Annotated in this window: 20 protein-coding genes; 8 read left to right on the forward strand and 12 right to left on the reverse strand. The window is 47.2% G+C overall.

Annotated features, from left to right (window positions below; all coding sequences use genetic code 11):
- The first annotated feature begins 25 nt into the window (after positions 1-25).
- Genes ASG16_RS09070 through ASG16_RS09095 form a run of 6 tightly spaced genes read left to right on the forward strand, consistent with a single transcriptional unit; the run spans position 26 to position 4143 of the window.
- Entirely contained in the window at positions 26-715 is a 690-nt protein-coding gene (locus ASG16_RS09070) for a hypothetical protein (protein WP_056492353.1), read from the forward strand.
- A gap of 17 nt (positions 716-732) precedes the next feature.
- Entirely contained in the window at positions 733-1440 is a 708-nt protein-coding gene (locus ASG16_RS09075) for a cytochrome c biogenesis CcdA family protein (RefSeq protein WP_056492363.1), read from the forward strand.
- 17 nt (positions 1441-1457) lie between these two features.
- Positions 1458-2027, forward strand: a complete 570-nt coding sequence (locus ASG16_RS09080; RefSeq protein ID WP_056492365.1) for a peroxiredoxin family protein — start codon at positions 1458-1460, stop codon at positions 2025-2027.
- 20 nt (positions 2028-2047) lie between these two features.
- A complete protein-coding gene (locus ASG16_RS09085) occupies positions 2048-2743 on the forward strand; it encodes a response regulator (protein WP_056492366.1) in 696 nt (231 codons plus the stop codon).
- Entirely contained in the window at positions 2694-3806 is a 1113-nt protein-coding gene (locus ASG16_RS09090) for a sensor histidine kinase (RefSeq protein WP_056492367.1), read from the forward strand. Before ASG16_RS09085 ends, ASG16_RS09090 begins: the two co-directional genes overlap by 50 nt.
- Before the next feature lie 16 nt (positions 3807-3822).
- A complete protein-coding gene (locus tag ASG16_RS09095) occupies positions 3823-4143 on the forward strand; it encodes a hypothetical protein (protein ID WP_056492368.1) in 321 nt (106 codons plus the stop codon).
- Between the two features lie 186 nt (positions 4144-4329).
- Here ASG16_RS09095 and ASG16_RS09100 read toward each other — a convergent pair whose 3' ends face one another.
- From ASG16_RS09100 to pdxR, 8 genes are all read right to left on the reverse strand, one after another.
- The gene (locus tag ASG16_RS09100) at positions 4330-4884 is read right to left on the reverse strand and encodes a glycerol-3-phosphate responsive antiterminator (RefSeq protein ID WP_056492369.1); all 555 of its coding nucleotides are present in this window, start codon (positions 4882-4884) and stop codon (positions 4330-4332) included.
- 13 nt (positions 4885-4897) lie between these two features.
- Positions 4898-6568: a glycerol-3-phosphate dehydrogenase/oxidase gene (locus ASG16_RS09105; protein WP_056492370.1), complete on the reverse strand. Its 1671-nt coding sequence runs from the start codon at positions 6566-6568 to the stop codon at positions 4898-4900.
- A 147-nt stretch (positions 6569-6715) separates the two neighbouring features.
- A complete protein-coding gene (glpK, locus tag ASG16_RS09110) occupies positions 6716-8215 on the reverse strand; it encodes a glycerol kinase GlpK (RefSeq protein WP_056492375.1) in 1500 nt (499 codons plus the stop codon).
- Positions 8216-8269: 54 nt separating this feature from the next.
- The gene (locus ASG16_RS09115) at positions 8270-9100 is read right to left on the reverse strand and encodes an MIP/aquaporin family protein (RefSeq protein WP_056492378.1); all 831 of its coding nucleotides are present in this window, start codon (positions 9098-9100) and stop codon (positions 8270-8272) included.
- 217 nt (positions 9101-9317) lie between these two features.
- Positions 9318-9740 (reverse strand): YvaD family protein, encoded by a 423-nt coding sequence (locus tag ASG16_RS09120; RefSeq protein WP_056492383.1) that lies wholly within the window; start codon positions 9738-9740, stop codon positions 9318-9320.
- Positions 9737-10099 carry a DMT family transporter gene (locus ASG16_RS09125; RefSeq protein ID WP_048034755.1) on the reverse strand — a complete coding sequence of 121 codons (363 nt, stop codon included), beginning with the start codon at positions 10097-10099 and terminating at the stop codon, positions 9737-9739. The genes ASG16_RS09120 and ASG16_RS09125 overlap by 4 nt, the downstream gene beginning before the upstream one ends.
- Positions 10100-10113: 14 nt before the next feature.
- On the reverse strand, positions 10114-10683 hold the full coding sequence (locus ASG16_RS09130) for a TetR/AcrR family transcriptional regulator (protein WP_056492386.1): 570 nt from the start codon (positions 10681-10683) through the stop codon (positions 10114-10116).
- A 90-nt stretch (positions 10684-10773) separates the two neighbouring features.
- On the reverse strand, positions 10774-12198 hold the full coding sequence (gene pdxR / locus ASG16_RS09135; RefSeq protein WP_056492389.1) for a MocR-like pyridoxine biosynthesis transcription factor PdxR: 1425 nt from the start codon (positions 12196-12198) through the stop codon (positions 10774-10776).
- Positions 12199-12313: 115 nt separating this feature from the next.
- Between pdxR and ASG16_RS09140 the strand changes: the two genes are divergently transcribed.
- A complete protein-coding gene (locus tag ASG16_RS09140; RefSeq protein WP_056492393.1) occupies positions 12314-12889 on the forward strand; it encodes a GNAT family N-acetyltransferase in 576 nt (191 codons plus the stop codon).
- A 180-nt stretch (positions 12890-13069) separates the two neighbouring features.
- Complete coding sequence (locus ASG16_RS09145) at positions 13070-14347, forward strand: erythromycin esterase family protein (RefSeq protein WP_056492397.1); 1278 nt, start codon at positions 13070-13072, stop codon at positions 14345-14347.
- Positions 14348-14422: 75 nt separating this feature from the next.
- On the opposite strand, the gene ASG16_RS09150 is transcribed toward ASG16_RS09145, so the two are convergent.
- The 4 genes from ASG16_RS09150 to ASG16_RS09165 form a co-directional block, all read right to left on the reverse strand.
- A complete protein-coding gene (locus ASG16_RS09150) occupies positions 14423-14845 on the reverse strand; it encodes an SRPBCC family protein (protein ID WP_056492402.1) in 423 nt (140 codons plus the stop codon).
- Positions 14842-15171, reverse strand: coding sequence for an ArsR/SmtB family transcription factor (locus ASG16_RS09155; protein WP_048034761.1), 330 nt, complete (start codon positions 15169-15171; stop codon positions 14842-14844). Before ASG16_RS09155 ends, ASG16_RS09150 begins: the two co-directional genes overlap by 4 nt.
- Before the next feature lie 66 nt (positions 15172-15237).
- The gene (locus ASG16_RS09160; protein ID WP_056492403.1) at positions 15238-15660 is read right to left on the reverse strand and encodes a DoxX family protein; all 423 of its coding nucleotides are present in this window, start codon (positions 15658-15660) and stop codon (positions 15238-15240) included.
- Positions 15661-15915: 255 nt separating this feature from the next.
- Positions 15916-16584: an MBL fold metallo-hydrolase gene (locus tag ASG16_RS09165; RefSeq protein ID WP_056492404.1), complete on the reverse strand. Its 669-nt coding sequence runs from the start codon at positions 16582-16584 to the stop codon at positions 15916-15918.
- Positions 16585-16753 lie beyond the last annotated feature (169 nt).

Below are 16753 nucleotides of genomic sequence, written 5' to 3' on the forward strand. Positions count from 1 at the left end.
TATGGGAGAAAGGAGGCGGAACATCATGCAAGACGCTATCGTCTGGGGCCCGTTGATCATCAAGTACGAATGGATCGCAATTGCCCTTTCTGCACTGACAGCTTATCTAGCCATGAAGTATTGGATGAAGAACCAGAGCGATGTGAGCAAGCCGATTATGGAGGATATATCCAATGTGTATTTCTGGGCTTTCCTGATTTGGAAGTTTAGTGTCATTCTCTTCACTCCCGTCAGTGTGCTGAACAATCCGTACTACCTTCTTTATTTTACTGGTGGCCAGCGGGGAGTTTGGCTGGCTGCAATCGTCGTCCTTTGTTTCCTGTACATTCAATCCAAAAGGCGCACCATCTCCTTTTGGTCGTATGCCGCAGTCATGGCGGTGGGCTTGTTCACCTATCAATTCGTCTATTCTTTGTTCCCGCTCTTGTTCAATCTTCCGCTGCTATCACGCCTGCATGAGCTCAGCCAACTTGTTCTGGCAATCGTACTGTTGATCTGGATGTATCGCAAAAAAGAGAGCGTTGGGAACCCCCGTGACATCAATCAGCTCATCCTTTGGTATAGCATGGGTCAAATTTTTAACGGCTTTCTGAAAGGTCATTCTGTCGCGGTGTTTCTGGGTTTATCCGGTGAGCAGTTGTTCTTTTTAGCCATTACCCTGTGCAGTTTGTTTTTTCAAAATCTCAGCAAAGAAAGAAGCTTGCAAGAATCATAAGTATGGAGGATTTTTCTATGGATCAACTTTCAATCTTATTTGCTATAGCGGCGGGCATGCTATCGTTTTTCTCCCCTTGTATTTTTCCGCTCTTGCCCGCTTATGTGGCCAATCTTACGGGTTCCTATGTGAGCGGCGACAAAATGAGTGTTTCCAAGAAAGTGCTGATGGTTCGTTCCCTTCTTTTCATCCTCGGCTTTACTGTAGTTTTCATGATGATGGGTGCTTCTGCCAGTATGATCGGACAATTTTTCGCTGCCAATCGTGGGGTTTTAGAAAAGGTCGCAGGCTTGCTGATTATCCTATTCGGTCTACAGACTGCTGGGCTATTACACCTACGTTTTCTCATGTTTCAAAAGCAGTGGGAAGCCAAGGGGCCAAAAAACGGGTGGCATTCATTTGTAGTCGGTCTCGCTTTTGGGACAGGCTGGACACCTTGTGTGGGCCTCGCTTTATCTTCGATTCTGCTCTTGGCTGGATCTGCTGAAACGATGTACAGTGGGATCTTTTTGCTACTGTTTTATTCGCTCGGCTTAGGAGTGCCTTTTCTCTTGATTTCTTTACTGATTACAAGATCGTTAGGTGTGATGAAAAAAGTAAACAAATGGCTGCCACGGCTGTCTCTAATTAATGGCTGGATTTTGATTGCAATGGGCTTGCTGCTGTTTACGGGGCAATTACAAAAATTAAGTGCCTGGCTGGCGCAATTCGCTCCAGTGCTATAATGAAAGGATGATTTTCCATGAAGAAAAATATGATCGTGATTGCACTCCTGCTTGGACTGGTTGGATGGGGAGCTTACGATACCATACAGAAAAATGCTGTCCGCGAAGCAAGACTAACGAACAGTGAGCAAACAACGACTGACTCTTCCCTGACTGTTGGGATTAATCAGGGCAACCTAGCACCTGACTTCGAGCTGAAAACACTGAATGGAGAGAGTATCAAGCTTTCCGATTTGCGAGGAAAAAAGGTCATCGTGAACATGTGGGCAACCTGGTGTCCACCGTGTCGAGCAGAAATGCCGGACATGCAAAAGTTTTACGAGAAGTACAAAGATGAAAATGTCACGATTCTTGCTGTAAATATGACCACATCTGAGAAAAATGTAGACAGCATCCCCGCATTTTTAGATGAATTCGGGATTACCTTCCCGGTCGTACTGGATGAACAAAACGAGGTAGCGGACATCTATCAAGTCGTAGCACTTCCCTCCAGCTATATCATTGATTCGAATGGCGTCATTCAGCAGAAAGTAATGGGTCCGATGAATTATGAAATGATGGAAAATATGGTTGCACAGATACGTTAGTGAGTCGGGAGGTAAGTAAAATGGCAGTCAAGGGGACCGGAATATTAGTAGTAGAGGATGACGTGAAGATTCGTAAACTCATTGTCCTGTACCTCGAAAAAGAAGGATACGAGGTATATGAAGCCAGCGACGGAGAGGAAGCCCTCCTTGCCTTTCGAAAATACGACCCTTGCCTTGTTATTCTGGACTTAATGCTCCCAAAAGTAAGTGGAGAAGAAGTTTGCAAAAGCATCCGGGCAGATTGGAAGGAAGAAATCCCTATCATCATGTTAACAGCAAAGGTCGAGGAACAAAGCCGGATTGAAGGCTTAAAATCAGGCGCAGATGATTATGTGACGAAGCCATTTAGCCCAGGTGAGCTCGTTGCACGAGTAGAATCCATTTTGCGCAGAACGAACCAACGATGCAGCAAAATTACGTATCGGGGCCTAACAATAAAAGCATTACGCGGGGAAGTTCACTACCTAGGAGAGAGCATCTCGCTAACACAGCACGAATTTCGCCTGTTGTATTTTTTGATGATGCACCCCAATCAAATACTGACCAGGGAACAGATCATTGATGAACTGTATCCCCACAATGAAAAGGTCGTGACGGAAAGAACAATTGATGTGCACATCGGCAAGCTGAGAGAAAAATTGAAATGGGATGGTGACAGCGAACTCATTGAAACCATCCGGGGAATGGGGTATCGCTTTGTTGCTTATCAAAAATAATCCTGTTCGAATCAATATTTTATGGAAGCTTATTTTGATCAACGCAGCTGTAATTGGTATTGCGATCTGGCTCGCTGGCGTTACTGTGAAAGACTATGCCTGCCTGCTATTTGCAACCTCCCCCTCTGTAAGTCCAACAGAGAGTGCTGCATTTACGCAGACGATGCAGACTTTTTTGATCAAAGCCAGCTTGGCAACCGCAGTGATTGCCGGGATTTTTCACTACTTTTTCGTCAAGAAGCTGCTTCAACCACTCAAAAAATTAGGGAGTGCTACACGACAAATGGCTCAAGGAGACATGCCTGATCCTCTCACCATTCGTGTTCGTGATGAAATCGGTCAGTTGACGGATGATTTTAATCAGTTAAGCCTGAAATTGAAGCAAGTCGAAGAGCTACGGAAAAAAATGCTGGCTGATATTGCCCATGAACTGCGTACCCCATTAACCAATATTAATGGGTATTTGGAAGCGCTAAGCTCTGGAATTATCCAAGGCTCGGTCGAGCTGTTCCGGTCCCTTCACGAAGAATCCATACGCATTACCCGGTTGGTAGAGCAGTTGCACCAATTAAATGTCTGGCAAGGAAAGAAAATATCGAACGACAATAAGAAAAGTGTACTCGCTATCGATAAGATTATGGAATCTTGTCTCGAGCATTTTTCTTTGGAGTTCAGAAACAAAGAAATAGCGCTATCCTCTGATATAGAGACAGCGCAAGTAATCGGAGATGAAGATGGGCTAAAACAAGTGTTGCATAATCTCCTGACGAATGCGCTGCAATATGACGAGGGTGGCTGGGTGACTATTACAGGAAAGCACACGGAGTCTGCCTACCAGGTTACCGTCACGAATGTCGGCCAGCCGATTCCGAAAGAAAAAGAATCTCTCATTTTCGAGAGATTCTATCGGTTAGATTCGTCCCGAAGCAGGGATACAGGTGGATCGGGATTAGGCTTATCTCTCGTAAAGGAAATCATCGAGCAACAGAACGGAAATGTTGGATTGCAGTCACAAGGGAAGCAGCATTCCTTTTGGTTTACCATACCTTTGCAGGGGTCATGAGGATCAAGGCTGTTTTATGAGCGTTGTCCAAAAGAAGAGCCAAATCTCTCGAATCTATCTCAAGATTTGGCTCTCGTTCTCCTATTTATCTGTTAGCGAAAGCGTCCGCAGCAGCCAGGAGGGCACCAACGACAGTGATCCGGGCATCTCCGTCTGTGGTCAAACTCCCAACTCCGGAAAGGTCGCTGCCACTCTCTTCCACGATCCCATCCTGGTGGCCGTTCCCGATCTCTTTGCCAAGGGTAATAAGACGAATGTCCTTCCCGCGAAGAATACGATGATTGCCATTGAGAGCTTTGATAATTCACGCAACCGCCTTCTTTCCTCTTATTTTTAGCTGACTATATGTGTATATGCACGGTGGCGTTCATCCGCATAGACTACTGACCTTTATACAAATAAAAGGGTATCTACCTACCTCCTCTATCACCGTCATCTACCTATTTTCTTCCCGGACAAACACCAAAAAAACCGGCATTCCTATGAACAGGAATGACCGGCTTTTGACTACCCTGCTATGCCCTTATGATTTCGTCCACAGCTCTTTGCGAGAAGTGGTTACAGATGTAGCACCGGCACGGATAGCGCGATCCACATCTTCCTTTGTACGAATAAATCCTCCAGCGATAACCGGAATTTTGGTTCGTACAGTGATTTCTTCGATCAGGTGGGGAATGATTCCAGGCAAAACCTCGACGTAATCCGGCTTGGTTCTCTCCAGCTGGGTAAGGCTGCTATCTAATGCCATCGTATCAATGAGAAACAGTCGTTGGATAGAAATGAGTCCTTTTTTCTTGGCGGCAAGAATGGCACTGTTCCGTGTGGTGATGATTCCTTCGGGCTGTACTTCTTGCGCAAGAAACTCCATCGCATATTCATCAGACTTCAAGCCGTCAATGAGATCAGCATGGATCAGGAGTTTTTTCCCGAACGCTCTGGCCCGTTTTCCCAGTGGCTTCACTTGCGCTACATGAGCATTTAGCAAAATAATGCGCTCGTAGCAGCTTTCCATGAGTTCATCAAATTCTTTTAATGTCCGGGCTGCTGGAAGTATGACTTGATTGATCTGGTTTGCCAATCACGAATCACCCCTATTGAAATGTTTTCGCAAGATGATATTCCTCTTCAAACGCTTTTATTTCATGTTCTTTCCTCTCATCCGACCATTGCAGCTCATGAGCGAGCTCTTCTCCCACCAATCGATACACAGGCTCCAGTGTATCCCTCTCGAAGAATAGTCTGCCACTGCGACGAATCAGAAAATCGCTCATGGTCATGACCATTTCTTCCTTTACAGCGTAGCGCAGTTCTGCTTTCAGCAGTGCTTCGATCGGAGACACATTTTGAGCATTTTGTGTCAAAAGCTCCTGGCACATCGTTACGATTTGCTCACTGTTGCTGCCATATTTCCCGACCAGAACGCGGATTTGTTCCTCGGTGATTCCCCATTGGCGAAGTCGCTCTGCCTGTGCTTTCACAAATACAGGAATCTTGGCTGCGGAGTCAAATTTTCCGCCAGCGAGGACGATTTTGTCTGTCCGACAAGCTTCAAATGCTCGGCCTTCTTCTTCGGTCAACTGCTTGACCACCACATCCACAATGCGCTCGGCCATCTTGCGGAAGCCCGTCAATTTTCCACCTGCGATCGTAATCAACCCGCTTTTGGAGTAAAAAATCTCGTCCTTGCGTGACAATTCGGATGGGGACTTGCCATCTTCATGAATTAGCGGTCTGAGTCCTGCCCAGCTAGAGCTGACATCTTGTTCCGTCAGCTTCACAGAAGGGAACATCTCGTTCGCGGCATTCAGTACATACTGCATGTCTTCTCTCGTCACCGTTGGCCTCTCCAGCACACCTTTGTAATTCGTGTCAGTGGTACCGATATACGTACTGTTATTGCGCGGAATGGCAAACAGCATGCGCCCATCGGATACATCGAAATAAACGGCCTGCTTCAACGGTAGTCTGTTATATGGCACGACCAGATGGACACCTTTTGTCAGGTGGAGGCGCTTGCCGTACAAGGAGTGGTCTTTTTCTCGAAGCTGATCTACCCAAGGACCTGCTGCGTTGACGATTTTTTTGGCATGGAGGGAATACTCCGTACCCGTAAGCAAATCCTTCGCGCGAATCCCGATGACTTTGCCGTTTTCATAAATAAAGCCAATGGCTTCCGTATAGTTCACGCAGAGCGCTCCGTGCGAGCTTGCTGTTTTCATGACCTCAACCGTAAGCCTAGCATCATCTGTCCGATATTCGAAATAGAGTCCGCCGCCCTTGAGAATATCGCGGCGCAACAGTGGTTCTGCCTCCACGGTTTTCTGTTTGTTCAGCATGATGCGGCGTTCTTTTCTTTCGACTCCAGCCAGCACATCGTACACATACAACCCAATAGAGGTTGCCAGCTTGCCATAGGTTCCATTTTTCACGATAGGCAAAATCATTTTTTCCGGGATGACGATATGTGGCGCATTGCGATACAAAATAGCTCGCTCTCGGCCTACTTCCCGCACCAGTTGCACATCGCCCTGCTTCAAATAGCGCAATCCTCCATGAACGAGCTTGGTAGAGCGACTGCTGGTTCCCGCAGCGAAGTCCTGTTTTTCCACTAGTCCAACGCTAAGACCTCTTGCGGCTGCGTCGAGAGCAATCCCCGCTCCCGTCACCCCACCGCCAATCACCAAAAGATCGAGTTGTTTGTTTGCCATTTTATCCAGACAAGCCTGGCGTTGACTTGATGATAGTGCATGTTGATCGTTCATCGTTCTTCTCATCCTCTCTAAAAGAAAAAGACAGCCAATATCCAAAAGAAGCAATGCAATGTCATTGCTCTTCTGATACTGGCTGTCTCCGTAGTCTCCACAGCATGATTAACTTATCTTTAACTTTAGACCTCTTTTACACAAAAATCAATGCCTAATCTTGTAACCCATCGTTGCCGTAACAGCTTGCTTCCAACCTGCGTACAGTCCCTGGCGCACTTCCTCCGCCATATCTGGTGAGAAGGAGCGCTCCACCACTTTATTATTCACAATATCTTCCTTGCTACCCCAATACCCGACGGCAAGCCCTGCCAGGTAAGCTGCTCCCAGCGCAGTCGTTTCATTGACACGCGGACGCTCAACCTCTGTATTCAGGATATCGGACTGGAACTGCATCAAAAAGTTATTCGCCACGGCTCCACCGTCTACCGCCAGCTTTTGCAGCCGGATGCCGGAATCAGCCTCCATCGCTTCAAGCACATCCCGTGTCTGATAAGCCAGAGACTCCAACGCTGCCCGAATCAAATGATCCTCCGTCGTTCCGCGGGTCAAGCCAAAGATCGCACCTCTTGCTTCCATATCCCAATACGGTGCTCCCAGTCCGACAAAGGCTGGAACCATATAAACACCATCTGTCGTGTCAACAGCGAGTGCGTGCTTCTCCGAATCCGATGATTTTTCGATCAGCTTGAGTCCATCACGTAGCCATTGAATCGCCGCACCAGCCACAAAAATACTGCCTTCCAGGGCGTACTCTACCTTGCCATCCACACCCCAGGCTATGGTCGTCAACAACCCGTTTTTGGATGCAACTGCCTTTTCTCCGGTATTCATCAGCATGAAGCAACCTGTTCCGTAAGTGTTTTTGGCCTGCCCTTCCGCAAAGCACGCCTGCCCAAACAAAGCGGCCTGCTGGTCTCCGGCAATCCCGGCAATCGGAATCTGGAATTCGAAGAGCTTCTCATCTGTGTAGCCGTACAATTCGCTGGAAGGACGGACAACTGGTAGCATGGCTTTTGGAATTTGCAGCATGTTCAACAGCTCGTCGTCCCACTCCAGGGAATGAATATTGAACATCAATGTGCGCGAAGCGTTGGAATAGTCGGTTACGTGCACAAGGCCATTGGTCAGCTTCCAAATCAGCCACGTATCAATGGTTCCAAACAAGAGGTCGCCTTTCTCGGCTCTCTCCCGTGCTCCCTCCACATGATCGAGCAGCCATTTTACCTTTGTCCCGGAAAAGTAGGCGTCAATCAACAATCCTGTCTTTTCACGAACGGTTTGCTCATAGCCTTGCTCTTTCAACTGGTTGCAAATATCGATGGACTGTCTGCTTTGCCATACAATCGCATTGTGAATCGGCTTGCCCGTGTGCTTATCCCATACTACCGTTGTTTCCCGCTGGTTGGTAATCCCGATCCCTGCGATTTCTTCCGGTTTCACATGATTCTCCAGTAAAACCGCTTTCAATACCTCTAGCTGTGATTCCCAGATTTCCTCGGCATTGTGCTCCACCCAACCCGGCTTCGGATAGATTTGCGTGAATTCCTTCTGGGCAACACCGATAATGGCACCTGATTTATCGAATAAGATAGCGCGAGAGCTCGTCGTTCCCTGATCGAGGGAAAGCATATATTTATTGTCCATGACAACTGTTCCTCCTTCACCCATATGGAATCGCATTCATTCTTACCTTTATGTCTAGGAACGCGCACTTTCGGATGCGAGTCGCTCCTTGCTGCCGATTGATTTTTTGGTTGTCATTCCGACCACGATGGCAATCACCATGAAAGCCGCTAATGCTATTACACCTGTCAGCGAATGATCTGTAAACGTCCATTTGTAAAAAAACGCTCCACTTACTGCTCCAATGATAGGTCCAACAACAGGAATCCATGCATAGCGCCAGTTTGACGTTCCTTTGCCGTGGATGGGCAAGAGGGCATGAGCGAGACGAGGTCCCAGGTCACGGGCCGGATTGATCGCATAACCAGTAGTACCACCAAGAGACAAACCGATTGCGACAATCAGGAAGCCGACGATAAACGGATTCAGTCCTTCTGCAAATTTATTCGCTCCAATCGCCAGTAGACCGAGCACCAAGAAAAACGTACCTAAAATTTCGCTAAACAGATTCGCGACTGTATGAGGAATCGCGGGACCTGTTGCAAATACGCCTAATTTGGCTCCTGCATCACTCGTCTCACGCCAATGTGGGTAATAAAAGATCCAGACGAACGTCGCTCCCATAAACGCCCCAATCAGTTGAGCCGCTACGTAACCCGGCACATGCTCCCACGGAAATTGACCGATGCTTGCCAGTGCAATCGTAAGTGCCGGATTCAAATGCGCTCCGCTAATGCTTCCTACTGCATACGCTCCGCACGCAACTGCCAGCCCCCAGCCCAGCGTAATCACAATCCAACCGCCGTTTTGGGAATACGCCTTTTTCAAGTTCTGTCCAGCGCAAACACCTGCCCCCAAAATGATCAAGATCATCGTCCCGATCAATTCCCCTACATAAATAGACATGGCCCCATCCTCCCCCTTTTTGGAAAAAACGTAAACCTATTCCGGTAAAGCGCTTACAATACGCTAACTCCTTTGTGGTTTGTTTGGAGAGAAAATAAAAAAGCTAATACTCGCAAAACAAGAGCCGATGCCCTCGATTTGCAAATATTAGCTGATCTCCCAATCTCCACAGCACTATTAACTTAAGACCTACTATATAGCCACTGCTCAAAATTTGTCAAGAATTCCTTTCCTTCGCTTTTGCCAGTTCTCGCATCAAGCCCGGCAAAAAGAATAACGGGTAAATCAGCAGGTACAGGTTCGGAATCCACCATGACCAGTCGTAATCTGCCTTGAACGCCCAAAAAGCGATCGCCTGTAAACCCGAGCAGGACGTCAAAACGAGCGACAGCATGGCGAGCGGCTTCCAGATGTTCCGTCCTCTGCGATAGGCGTACAAACTGGCAAAGCCCGTGATGGAAATAAAAATATCCAATGGAAAAAAGGACAGGTTCCATGCGAGCAAGTTGGGGTCGTAGTAATCCTGATACAGGTATTCCACAGGGAGCAGCTCCAAAAAGGTAATGAGCCAGTATACGACAAAAGCCACATCGGTGACCCAGAAGAACAATAGCATTGCCCTTACATTTCTCTCACTCATTTCGCCTCAGCTACCCCTGTATCTTTCGAAGATTGTGCGTGAGAGGAGTCTCCCAGATTCAACAGCACACAACCCACGATGATCAGTCCGACAGCAATTACTTTTTTGACAGTGAAGGCATCCTTGAAGATCACCACACCAATGACCGCGATGATCGCTGTGCCAAGACCCGACCAGATGGCATAGGCAGTCCCTACCTCCATTTCCTTGAGCGCCAGGCTCAGCGACGAGAAGCACAAAATATAAAAGATAAACATCATCACACTGGGGACAGGCTTGCTCAGCCCGTCAGACAGCTTCATCGATGTTGTTCCAGCTACCTCTAGTAAAATGGCCATTAATAGATAAACCCAACTCATTTTGTTCCTCCTACTTACTCGTTTGAAGACGATGAATCTACGATGCCTCCTAGTAAAATATCGATGACCGCATCCAGTGCATCGCCAATCGTCACATGATGCTGGTTGGCCAACTGTTGATCAATCAGTTGGTTGAGCGTCCCGGTATACATCTGAATCAGGATCGGAAGCTGGATTCGACGAAACACGCCCTCCTCTACCCCTTGCTCCAGAATGATCCGAACATGCTCCCACTCCTGTTGATTGAACTCGTCGATCAGCTTCCATTGCTCGGGATAGTAGCGCTTCAGCTCGTACCATACGCGCAGATCTGTTCGTGAGAAATTGTTCGGGACCAGTGCCAGGAGCTGCCGCATCTTCTCTACCAAATCGAAGTCAGGATCATGTAAAATCTGATCTTCCGCTTTACGCAAATCCTCGATGTTTTCTTCAATGACTTTGGTGATCAAGGCTTCTTTCGATGGAAAGCTCGCATACAACGTCTTGGTGCTAACGCCTGCGCGCCGAGCTAAATCGGACATGGTAAAACGAACGCCCTTGGTCTCAATTTCATGGTAGGCGCATTGTAGGATACGCTCCTGCATGTTCTTTCCCCCTCTCGAAAACAAGGAAAATATTTTGTTTTTCATATTTTCCAAAAGGTACTCTTAGCATAACGGCGTACCCATGCATTGTCAACAGTCGCCAAACCACGCTTGGCTCAGTGCCTCGATACCGGGATCGATATTTTCCAATGGAATGCCCGCGAACCCGAGGAAAAACTCTTTTGGCAAGGGATTAGGTGGCACCAGCCATGTAAACGATGCGGACGAGGCTCTCACGCCTGCTTGAATCGCCAGCTTTTTCAACTCCTCTTCACTTCGCGCGCTGTTTACCCGCAACAGAACGTGAAAACCGGCATCGGTTCCGATGACTGTCGCTCTTTTTTCGCCAAAATGCTTGTGCACAGCCAGCAGCAGCGCATCATGCTTTTTACGGTACAGCTTGCGCATTTTGCGGACATGCTTTTCGAAATATCCTTTTTCCATAAAGGCTTCCATCGTCCGCTGATGCAGTCGGGATGAGGATGGCTCCAGCAATGTCTCGCGCAGTAAGTTGTAGTAGGTATCCATTAGAGACTCTGGCAGGACCATGTACCAAATGCCTAGGGCAGGCGCCAATACCTGCGCAAAGCTCCCCATATAGATAACATTCGTATGCGGGAGCAAGCCCTGCATGGACGGAATCGGTCTGCCATGGTAACGAAACTCTCCGTCGTAATCGTCTTCGATGATGTATCCTCCCACACTTTTGGCCCATTCAAGCAATTGCAATCGCTTGGATATGGGCATGATCATCCCACGCGGGTATTGATGAGCAGAAGAAACGGCAGCCAGCCCAACCCCTGACTCATATAGCTCACTGACGCTAATTCCGTCCTCTGTCAGTGAGATCGGCACCACGTCGTATCCGTGCTGGCGAAACGTATTGGCAAACAGTAAATATCCCGGATTCTCTACGCCGATGCGTTGGAACTGCGGCTTTACCATCAAACAGATCAGGGACAGCAAGCCAAACTGGTCCGCCCCAATCACCACTTGATTTGGCGAACAAGCGACACCCCGGTACCTGTGCAAGTACTCAGCGATTTGCTTCCTGAGTCCAGCCTCCCCTTGTGGATCTCCATAAAAAAGATTCTCCTGCTGCTCTATGTGAAGCATCTCATTGTACAAACGACGCCAAATCATGGTTGGAAATAACGAAAAATCATTGCGGGAGAGATGAAAGTCATAGACATACTCCCGCTCGTCACGCACCATGGGCCGCTGGATCGTTTGGGTGCTCGTACCAGCACCCGGTTTCATTTCAGGATCGGGTAATTTCTCTACGTAATACCCACTGCGCGGTTTGCTTTGGATAAAACCTTCCGCCAGCAGTTGCTGGTATGCCATCTCCACGGGTGTTGTACTTACGCCCAGCAAGTCAGCCAGCTTGCGAACGGACGGCAGCTTGCTACTCACCGCCAGGCGTCCTGCGACGATTTCCTTTTTCAGATAAGCATAAAGCTGTACGTATTGTGGCTCGTTGTCGTTTTCCTGCCAGTTTGGGGTCAAGAGCATCTCGATTTCCCCCTCCATCTGTCCTTTTCATTTTTACAAAACTGCACATTTTCAAGTATACACTTGCCCGTTATCCTAAGAGAAAGAGTTTTGTACGAACAGGAGGACGACGACTATGTCTACGACACAGGAGAATACAAGTGCAGCGGTTCGCTTTTTGGAAGGGGAACGCGTCTTTTTGCGACCGATCGGCACAGAAGATACTGATTTACTTTACCGTTCCTTGTTCAACAAGGAAACACGTAAACTTACTGGTACACAAAAGCATTACACGCGTGAGCAAATTCACCAGTACATCGAGAGCAAGGGCCAGGACTCTTCCAGTGTCCTCTTATTGATCTGCCTGTGTGAAAATGATCAAGTGATTGGCGACGTCCAGATCGGGGATATCGATCGGAATAATCGCAACGCCTTTATCCGAATTTCGATTGACCAAAATGCCCATCAAGGCAAAGGCTACGGAAGCGAAGCCCTCCTGCTGATGCTCGATTATGGTTTTGGTATCCTCAATCTGCATCGCATCGAACTAAATGTATTTTCCTTTAACGAACGCGCCATCCACACGTATGAAAAGCTCGGCTTCCAGCGTGAAGGCGTACAGCGACAAGCGCTTTATTACAACCACGCCTATCACGACTCTATTCTCATGTCCATGCTGGCAGATGAGTATCGAGCGAAATATTTGAAATAGCAAGTGGAAAACGCACCGGGGATACGGATAATCCACCCCAGGTGCGTTTTTACAATTCGGCTTGGACTCCACAGAAAAGGATTCACTGTAGGTAAATTTGACCAGGAAGGAGTATAATTATTTAAATGGTAAGAAAATCCACCCGTTTCCCAGTAATCCCTTCAAGAAAGAGAGATTGATATGAAAAGAAAACTCCTGATCACCCTAAGCTTGTTCATCGTGCTGAGTGTATTGACGGTTTTCCAATCTGCATCAGCCAACACCTTACAACAGTCATTGCAATCTACCCTTGTCCCTGTTTCAAAAATGGAGCTTCCTGCAAAAACCATCATCGGGTTTGGAGAAGCTACGCATGGCAACAAGCAATTCACTACGCTGAAGCTAGATATTTTTAAGCATTTGGTAGAAAAACAAGGTTATCGCGTATTTGCCATTGAAGGTGATTTTGGCGGTGGACAAAAGGTCAATGAATACATTTTAGGCGGCAACGGAACTGCACAGGATGCCGCAAAAGCCATCGGATTTACGATTTACCAAACAGAAGAAATGGCCGCCCTTCTCTCTTGGATGCGCGACTTTAATGAGCAGCGGGATGCCAAGGACCAAATTCATTTCTACGGCTTTGACATGCAACGCTACGACCATAACAAAAACGGGCTATTCTCCTATTTGAAAAAAGTTGATCCGACACTCGCATCCAAGTATGAGAAGCTGCTTACGAATCTAAATGACAAGACGGTGTATGATCAAAAGATTCCCCTCGTACAGGAAGCGCTCACCCACATAAAAAGCTTGATGGAGCAAATGAAACAAAACCAATCCGTTTACATCGCGAAAAGCTCTGAGAAAGAATATGAGCTGGCTACTGCCTTCGCTGAATCCATCAAGCAAAACGCTACACTCCGCGGAACAAACACGAACTATGGCAACACCCGTGATCGCTATATGGCGGACAAAGTGATGTGGATTTTATCCTTTGAAAAGAAGCATTACGGTCGCAACAACATGTTCATCGCCGGACATAATGGACACATCGAAAAGACCTCTACTACCGCAGGAATGACAACCTGCATGGGGGCACATCTCGCAAAAGCATTGGGGGACCACTATTACGCAATCGGAAGTGAATTCTACGAGAGCACCTTCCTTGCAAAGGACGCCACTACCAATGAGCGCAAAGCGTTTACGGTAAAAAATAGTGGCAATAATCGGCTGGCTGTTCTGTTTGCTCAGACAGGCATGGCGGATGGATTCCTTGATTTTGCCAAGGCAAAGCATCATGCGGATTTTTACACCTATCTGAATAAAGCGCAGTCAATCAGTGCAATCGGTGATGCTTTTAGTGGATGGTATGGAAAAATGGAGAAGCTGTATACGTTGCAGATGGTTCCAGCAAAAGCTTTTGATGCGATCATCTTCGTGCGAACGGCTACTCCTTCGGTTATGATAACGGATTAACGGGTAGGGACATTTGCCTGTTTATAAAAAAACGGCAGCCGATTAAACAGGCTGCCGTTTTTTGAGGGTATGCGATTATTGCTCCAATACCTTTTCAAGCTCGCCGCACCAATTGCTCCAGCCATACTTGGCTCCACCCAGTGCTTGAGCATTTGAGATTCCGGTTTGTTCGAGATGAAGGTTAATCTTTCCGTTCCCTAAATCCTGCAACGTCCAGGTGACTGTGTGCTTCTCTCCTCCACTGCACCACGTATAGGACAGCCGGTGCGGTTCTTCTACGATAAGCACTTCGCCGTCAACAATTCCATCCCAATATTCGGTCGGCTGAGTACGAAACTGAAAGTGGTGTCCGATGACGGGCTTAAAATCATTTTCCATCGCCTGTCCGGTGTGGACGTTGACCATCCATTTGGTAAGCTTGTTTGCATCGGTTAAAGCGGACCATAGCTTCTCCATCGTTGTGTTGTACTGAAAATCCAAGGATAATGTTAAACTCATTCTTCTTCCTCCTCTAAAAATTGGTTTAAGCGCAGCATATTCGTACTCCAGAACTTCGTGTAGAAAGCCAACCAATCTTGAATTTCTCTAAGTGGAGCAGCGTTTAGCCTAAATCGCGTTTCTCTGCCGACTTTTCGGTCAAGTACCAGTCCGGCCTCTTTCAGGATTGTCAAATGTTTGGATACCGCTGTGCGCCCCATTTGAAACTGTGCCGTTAATTCATGAAGCGGTATCTCCTCTGCCTCTGCTAGCAGGCGAATCAGTCGACGCCTGGTTGGATCAGCAATCGCATCAAACACATCCCGTAACGGGTTGTTCTCGCTCACACCTCTCCCTCCAAAATCTGGTTGTCTGTAGTATGGTGGGGACAGCCGTTAATTTCTGCAACCTCCCTAAAGTTTGCGGCTCATCGGACGTAGCGCCCACGAGGCGATATTTAGCCCAGCATATGAAAGCGGAAGGATCATGTAAAACCCGTACTCTCCATAATCGTTCGCAAGCGCATGAGATAAAGCCGCACCAGTCATTAAAAAGAAGATACCAGCGTGAACCCATTCTTTAAGCCGGGGAAACCCTGGGATAACGAGAGCAATAGCTCCAAGCACTTTCCATATCCCGAGAATGGTCAAGATGTATAGCGGGTAACCAAGATTCGTCACTAACTCAATGTTTCCCCCCAATTGCATCAGCTGCCCAATACCACTTAACATAACAGCTACTGCGAGTAGTAATGTGACTGACCAATATGCAATCATTTTTCCTCGGGGATTGGTTTCTGCTTTCGCGGTTGTTTCCGCACCGTTAATTTTGCCCATTTGTTTCCCCCTCCATAATGGTTTCAAGTGAAACTTATTTCAAGTTCCAAACTTTCCAAATGACTAATTCTTAATTGGACACCAAATAGTGTCACTTTGATAATACGACACCTTTTGGTGTCCTGTCAACAATGTTCTTTACTTTAGCACGACTAGTGAAATCAGTATATTTGTCCCCTAACTGCATGCTAAAAAGCCCCGGCACTTTCATGCCGAAGCTTGATAATTGTCACTCCAATCTGAATAACTGCCTTGTTAACGTAACCCTTGACTAAGTTCTACAATCCTATCCTTCACATTTCCATTGCTAAATCCCCCGTGGTAACAAACCACAGATGCAATGTCGAGGTCTATATACTTTTTCAACGAGAGTCTAGCTGCATTCATATCTGGTGTGGTCGGGACATGAATGCCTTCGAGAACCCCGTTTACACTGTACATCGAATCCCCGGCAATGAGGATCTTGCTTTGCTTTACATACAGGCTGATATGACCGGGAGTATGCCCAGGAGTATGGATGACGCGAATCCCGCCGCAAAACGGCAGTTCCTGACCGTCACTCACGGTATGGTCCACTCTGCCTTTCGGAGGATTCTCAAGGTCCCCGTTTTTTAAAAGTGGTAATTCCCCCTGAATATACGGCTTATCCAGTTCGTGTGCATATACGTGAACCTGATCCCCGTACTCCTGCAAAATCTCTGGAAGACTACCGATATGATCCACATCCTGATGCGTCAAAATCACAGCTTTTAGTTTGTTGAACGGTACCCCTGCCTTTTCCATGGCCACGCGTAAATCTTCCATTTGTCCTGGGAATCCGGTGTCTATTAAAACAGCCATGTCTTGATCCCACAACAAAATGGGATGAATGATATTCCCTTGAAAATCCAGATGAAGCATTTCTACTCCCTTTGAAATTTCCATCAATCAGCCCTCCGTAAAATCGAATTTTTACGTAAGGTTATATTATTATGTCAGTTTCGTTGTTGTCAACATTCATAAAAAAAGCCATTCCTTTAAGGAATGGCTTTTTCATTCATTATTCATTCAAAACTGGATCTGCATGATCAGTTGCTAAGTGTGTGGATAAGTC

Source organism: Brevibacillus sp. Leaf182, assembly GCF_001423865.2.
GTDB lineage: Bacteria > Bacillota > Bacilli > Brevibacillales > Brevibacillaceae > Brevibacillus > Brevibacillus brevis_C.

Coding starts and splice junctions, on each gene's coding strand:
- ASG16_RS09070 (WP_056492353.1), top strand. CDS start 26: ATGCAAGACGCTATCGTCTGGGGCCCGTTGATCATCAAGTACGAATGG.
- ASG16_RS09075 (WP_056492363.1), top strand. CDS start 733: ATGGATCAACTTTCAATCTTATTTGCTATAGCGGCGGGCATGCTATCG.
- ASG16_RS09080 (WP_056492365.1), top strand. CDS start 1,458: ATGAAGAAAAATATGATCGTGATTGCACTCCTGCTTGGACTGGTTGGA.
- ASG16_RS09085 (WP_056492366.1), top strand. CDS start 2,048: ATGGCAGTCAAGGGGACCGGAATATTAGTAGTAGAGGATGACGTGAAG.
- ASG16_RS09095 (WP_056492368.1), top strand. CDS start 3,823: ATGAGCGTTGTCCAAAAGAAGAGCCAAATCTCTCGAATCTATCTCAAG.
- ASG16_RS09105 (WP_056492370.1), bottom strand. CDS start 6,568: ATGAACGATCAACATGCACTATCATCAAGTCAACGCCAGGCTTGTCTG.
- glpK (WP_056492375.1), bottom strand. CDS start 8,215: ATGGACAATAAATATATGCTTTCCCTCGATCAGGGAACGACGAGCTCT.
- ASG16_RS09115 (WP_056492378.1), bottom strand. CDS start 9,100: ATGTCTATTTATGTAGGGGAATTGATCGGGACGATGATCTTGATCATT.
- ASG16_RS09120 (WP_056492383.1), bottom strand. CDS start 9,740: ATGAGTGAGAGAAATGTAAGGGCAATGCTATTGTTCTTCTGGGTCACC.
- ASG16_RS09125 (WP_048034755.1), bottom strand. CDS start 10,099: ATGAGTTGGGTTTATCTATTAATGGCCATTTTACTAGAGGTAGCTGGA.
- ASG16_RS09130 (WP_056492386.1), bottom strand. CDS start 10,683: ATGCAGGAGCGTATCCTACAATGCGCCTACCATGAAATTGAGACCAAG.
- pdxR (WP_056492389.1), bottom strand. CDS start 12,198: ATGCTCTTGACCCCAAACTGGCAGGAAAACGACAACGAGCCACAATAC.
- ASG16_RS09140 (WP_056492393.1), top strand. CDS start 12,314: ATGTCTACGACACAGGAGAATACAAGTGCAGCGGTTCGCTTTTTGGAA.
- ASG16_RS09145 (WP_056492397.1), top strand. CDS start 13,070: ATGAAAAGAAAACTCCTGATCACCCTAAGCTTGTTCATCGTGCTGAGT.
- ASG16_RS09150 (WP_056492402.1), bottom strand. CDS start 14,845: ATGAGTTTAACATTATCCTTGGATTTTCAGTACAACACAACGATGGAG.
- ASG16_RS09160 (WP_056492403.1), bottom strand. CDS start 15,660: ATGGGCAAAATTAACGGTGCGGAAACAACCGCGAAAGCAGAAACCAAT.
- ASG16_RS09165 (WP_056492404.1), bottom strand. CDS start 16,584: ATGGAAATTTCAAAGGGAGTAGAAATGCTTCATCTGGATTTTCAAGGG.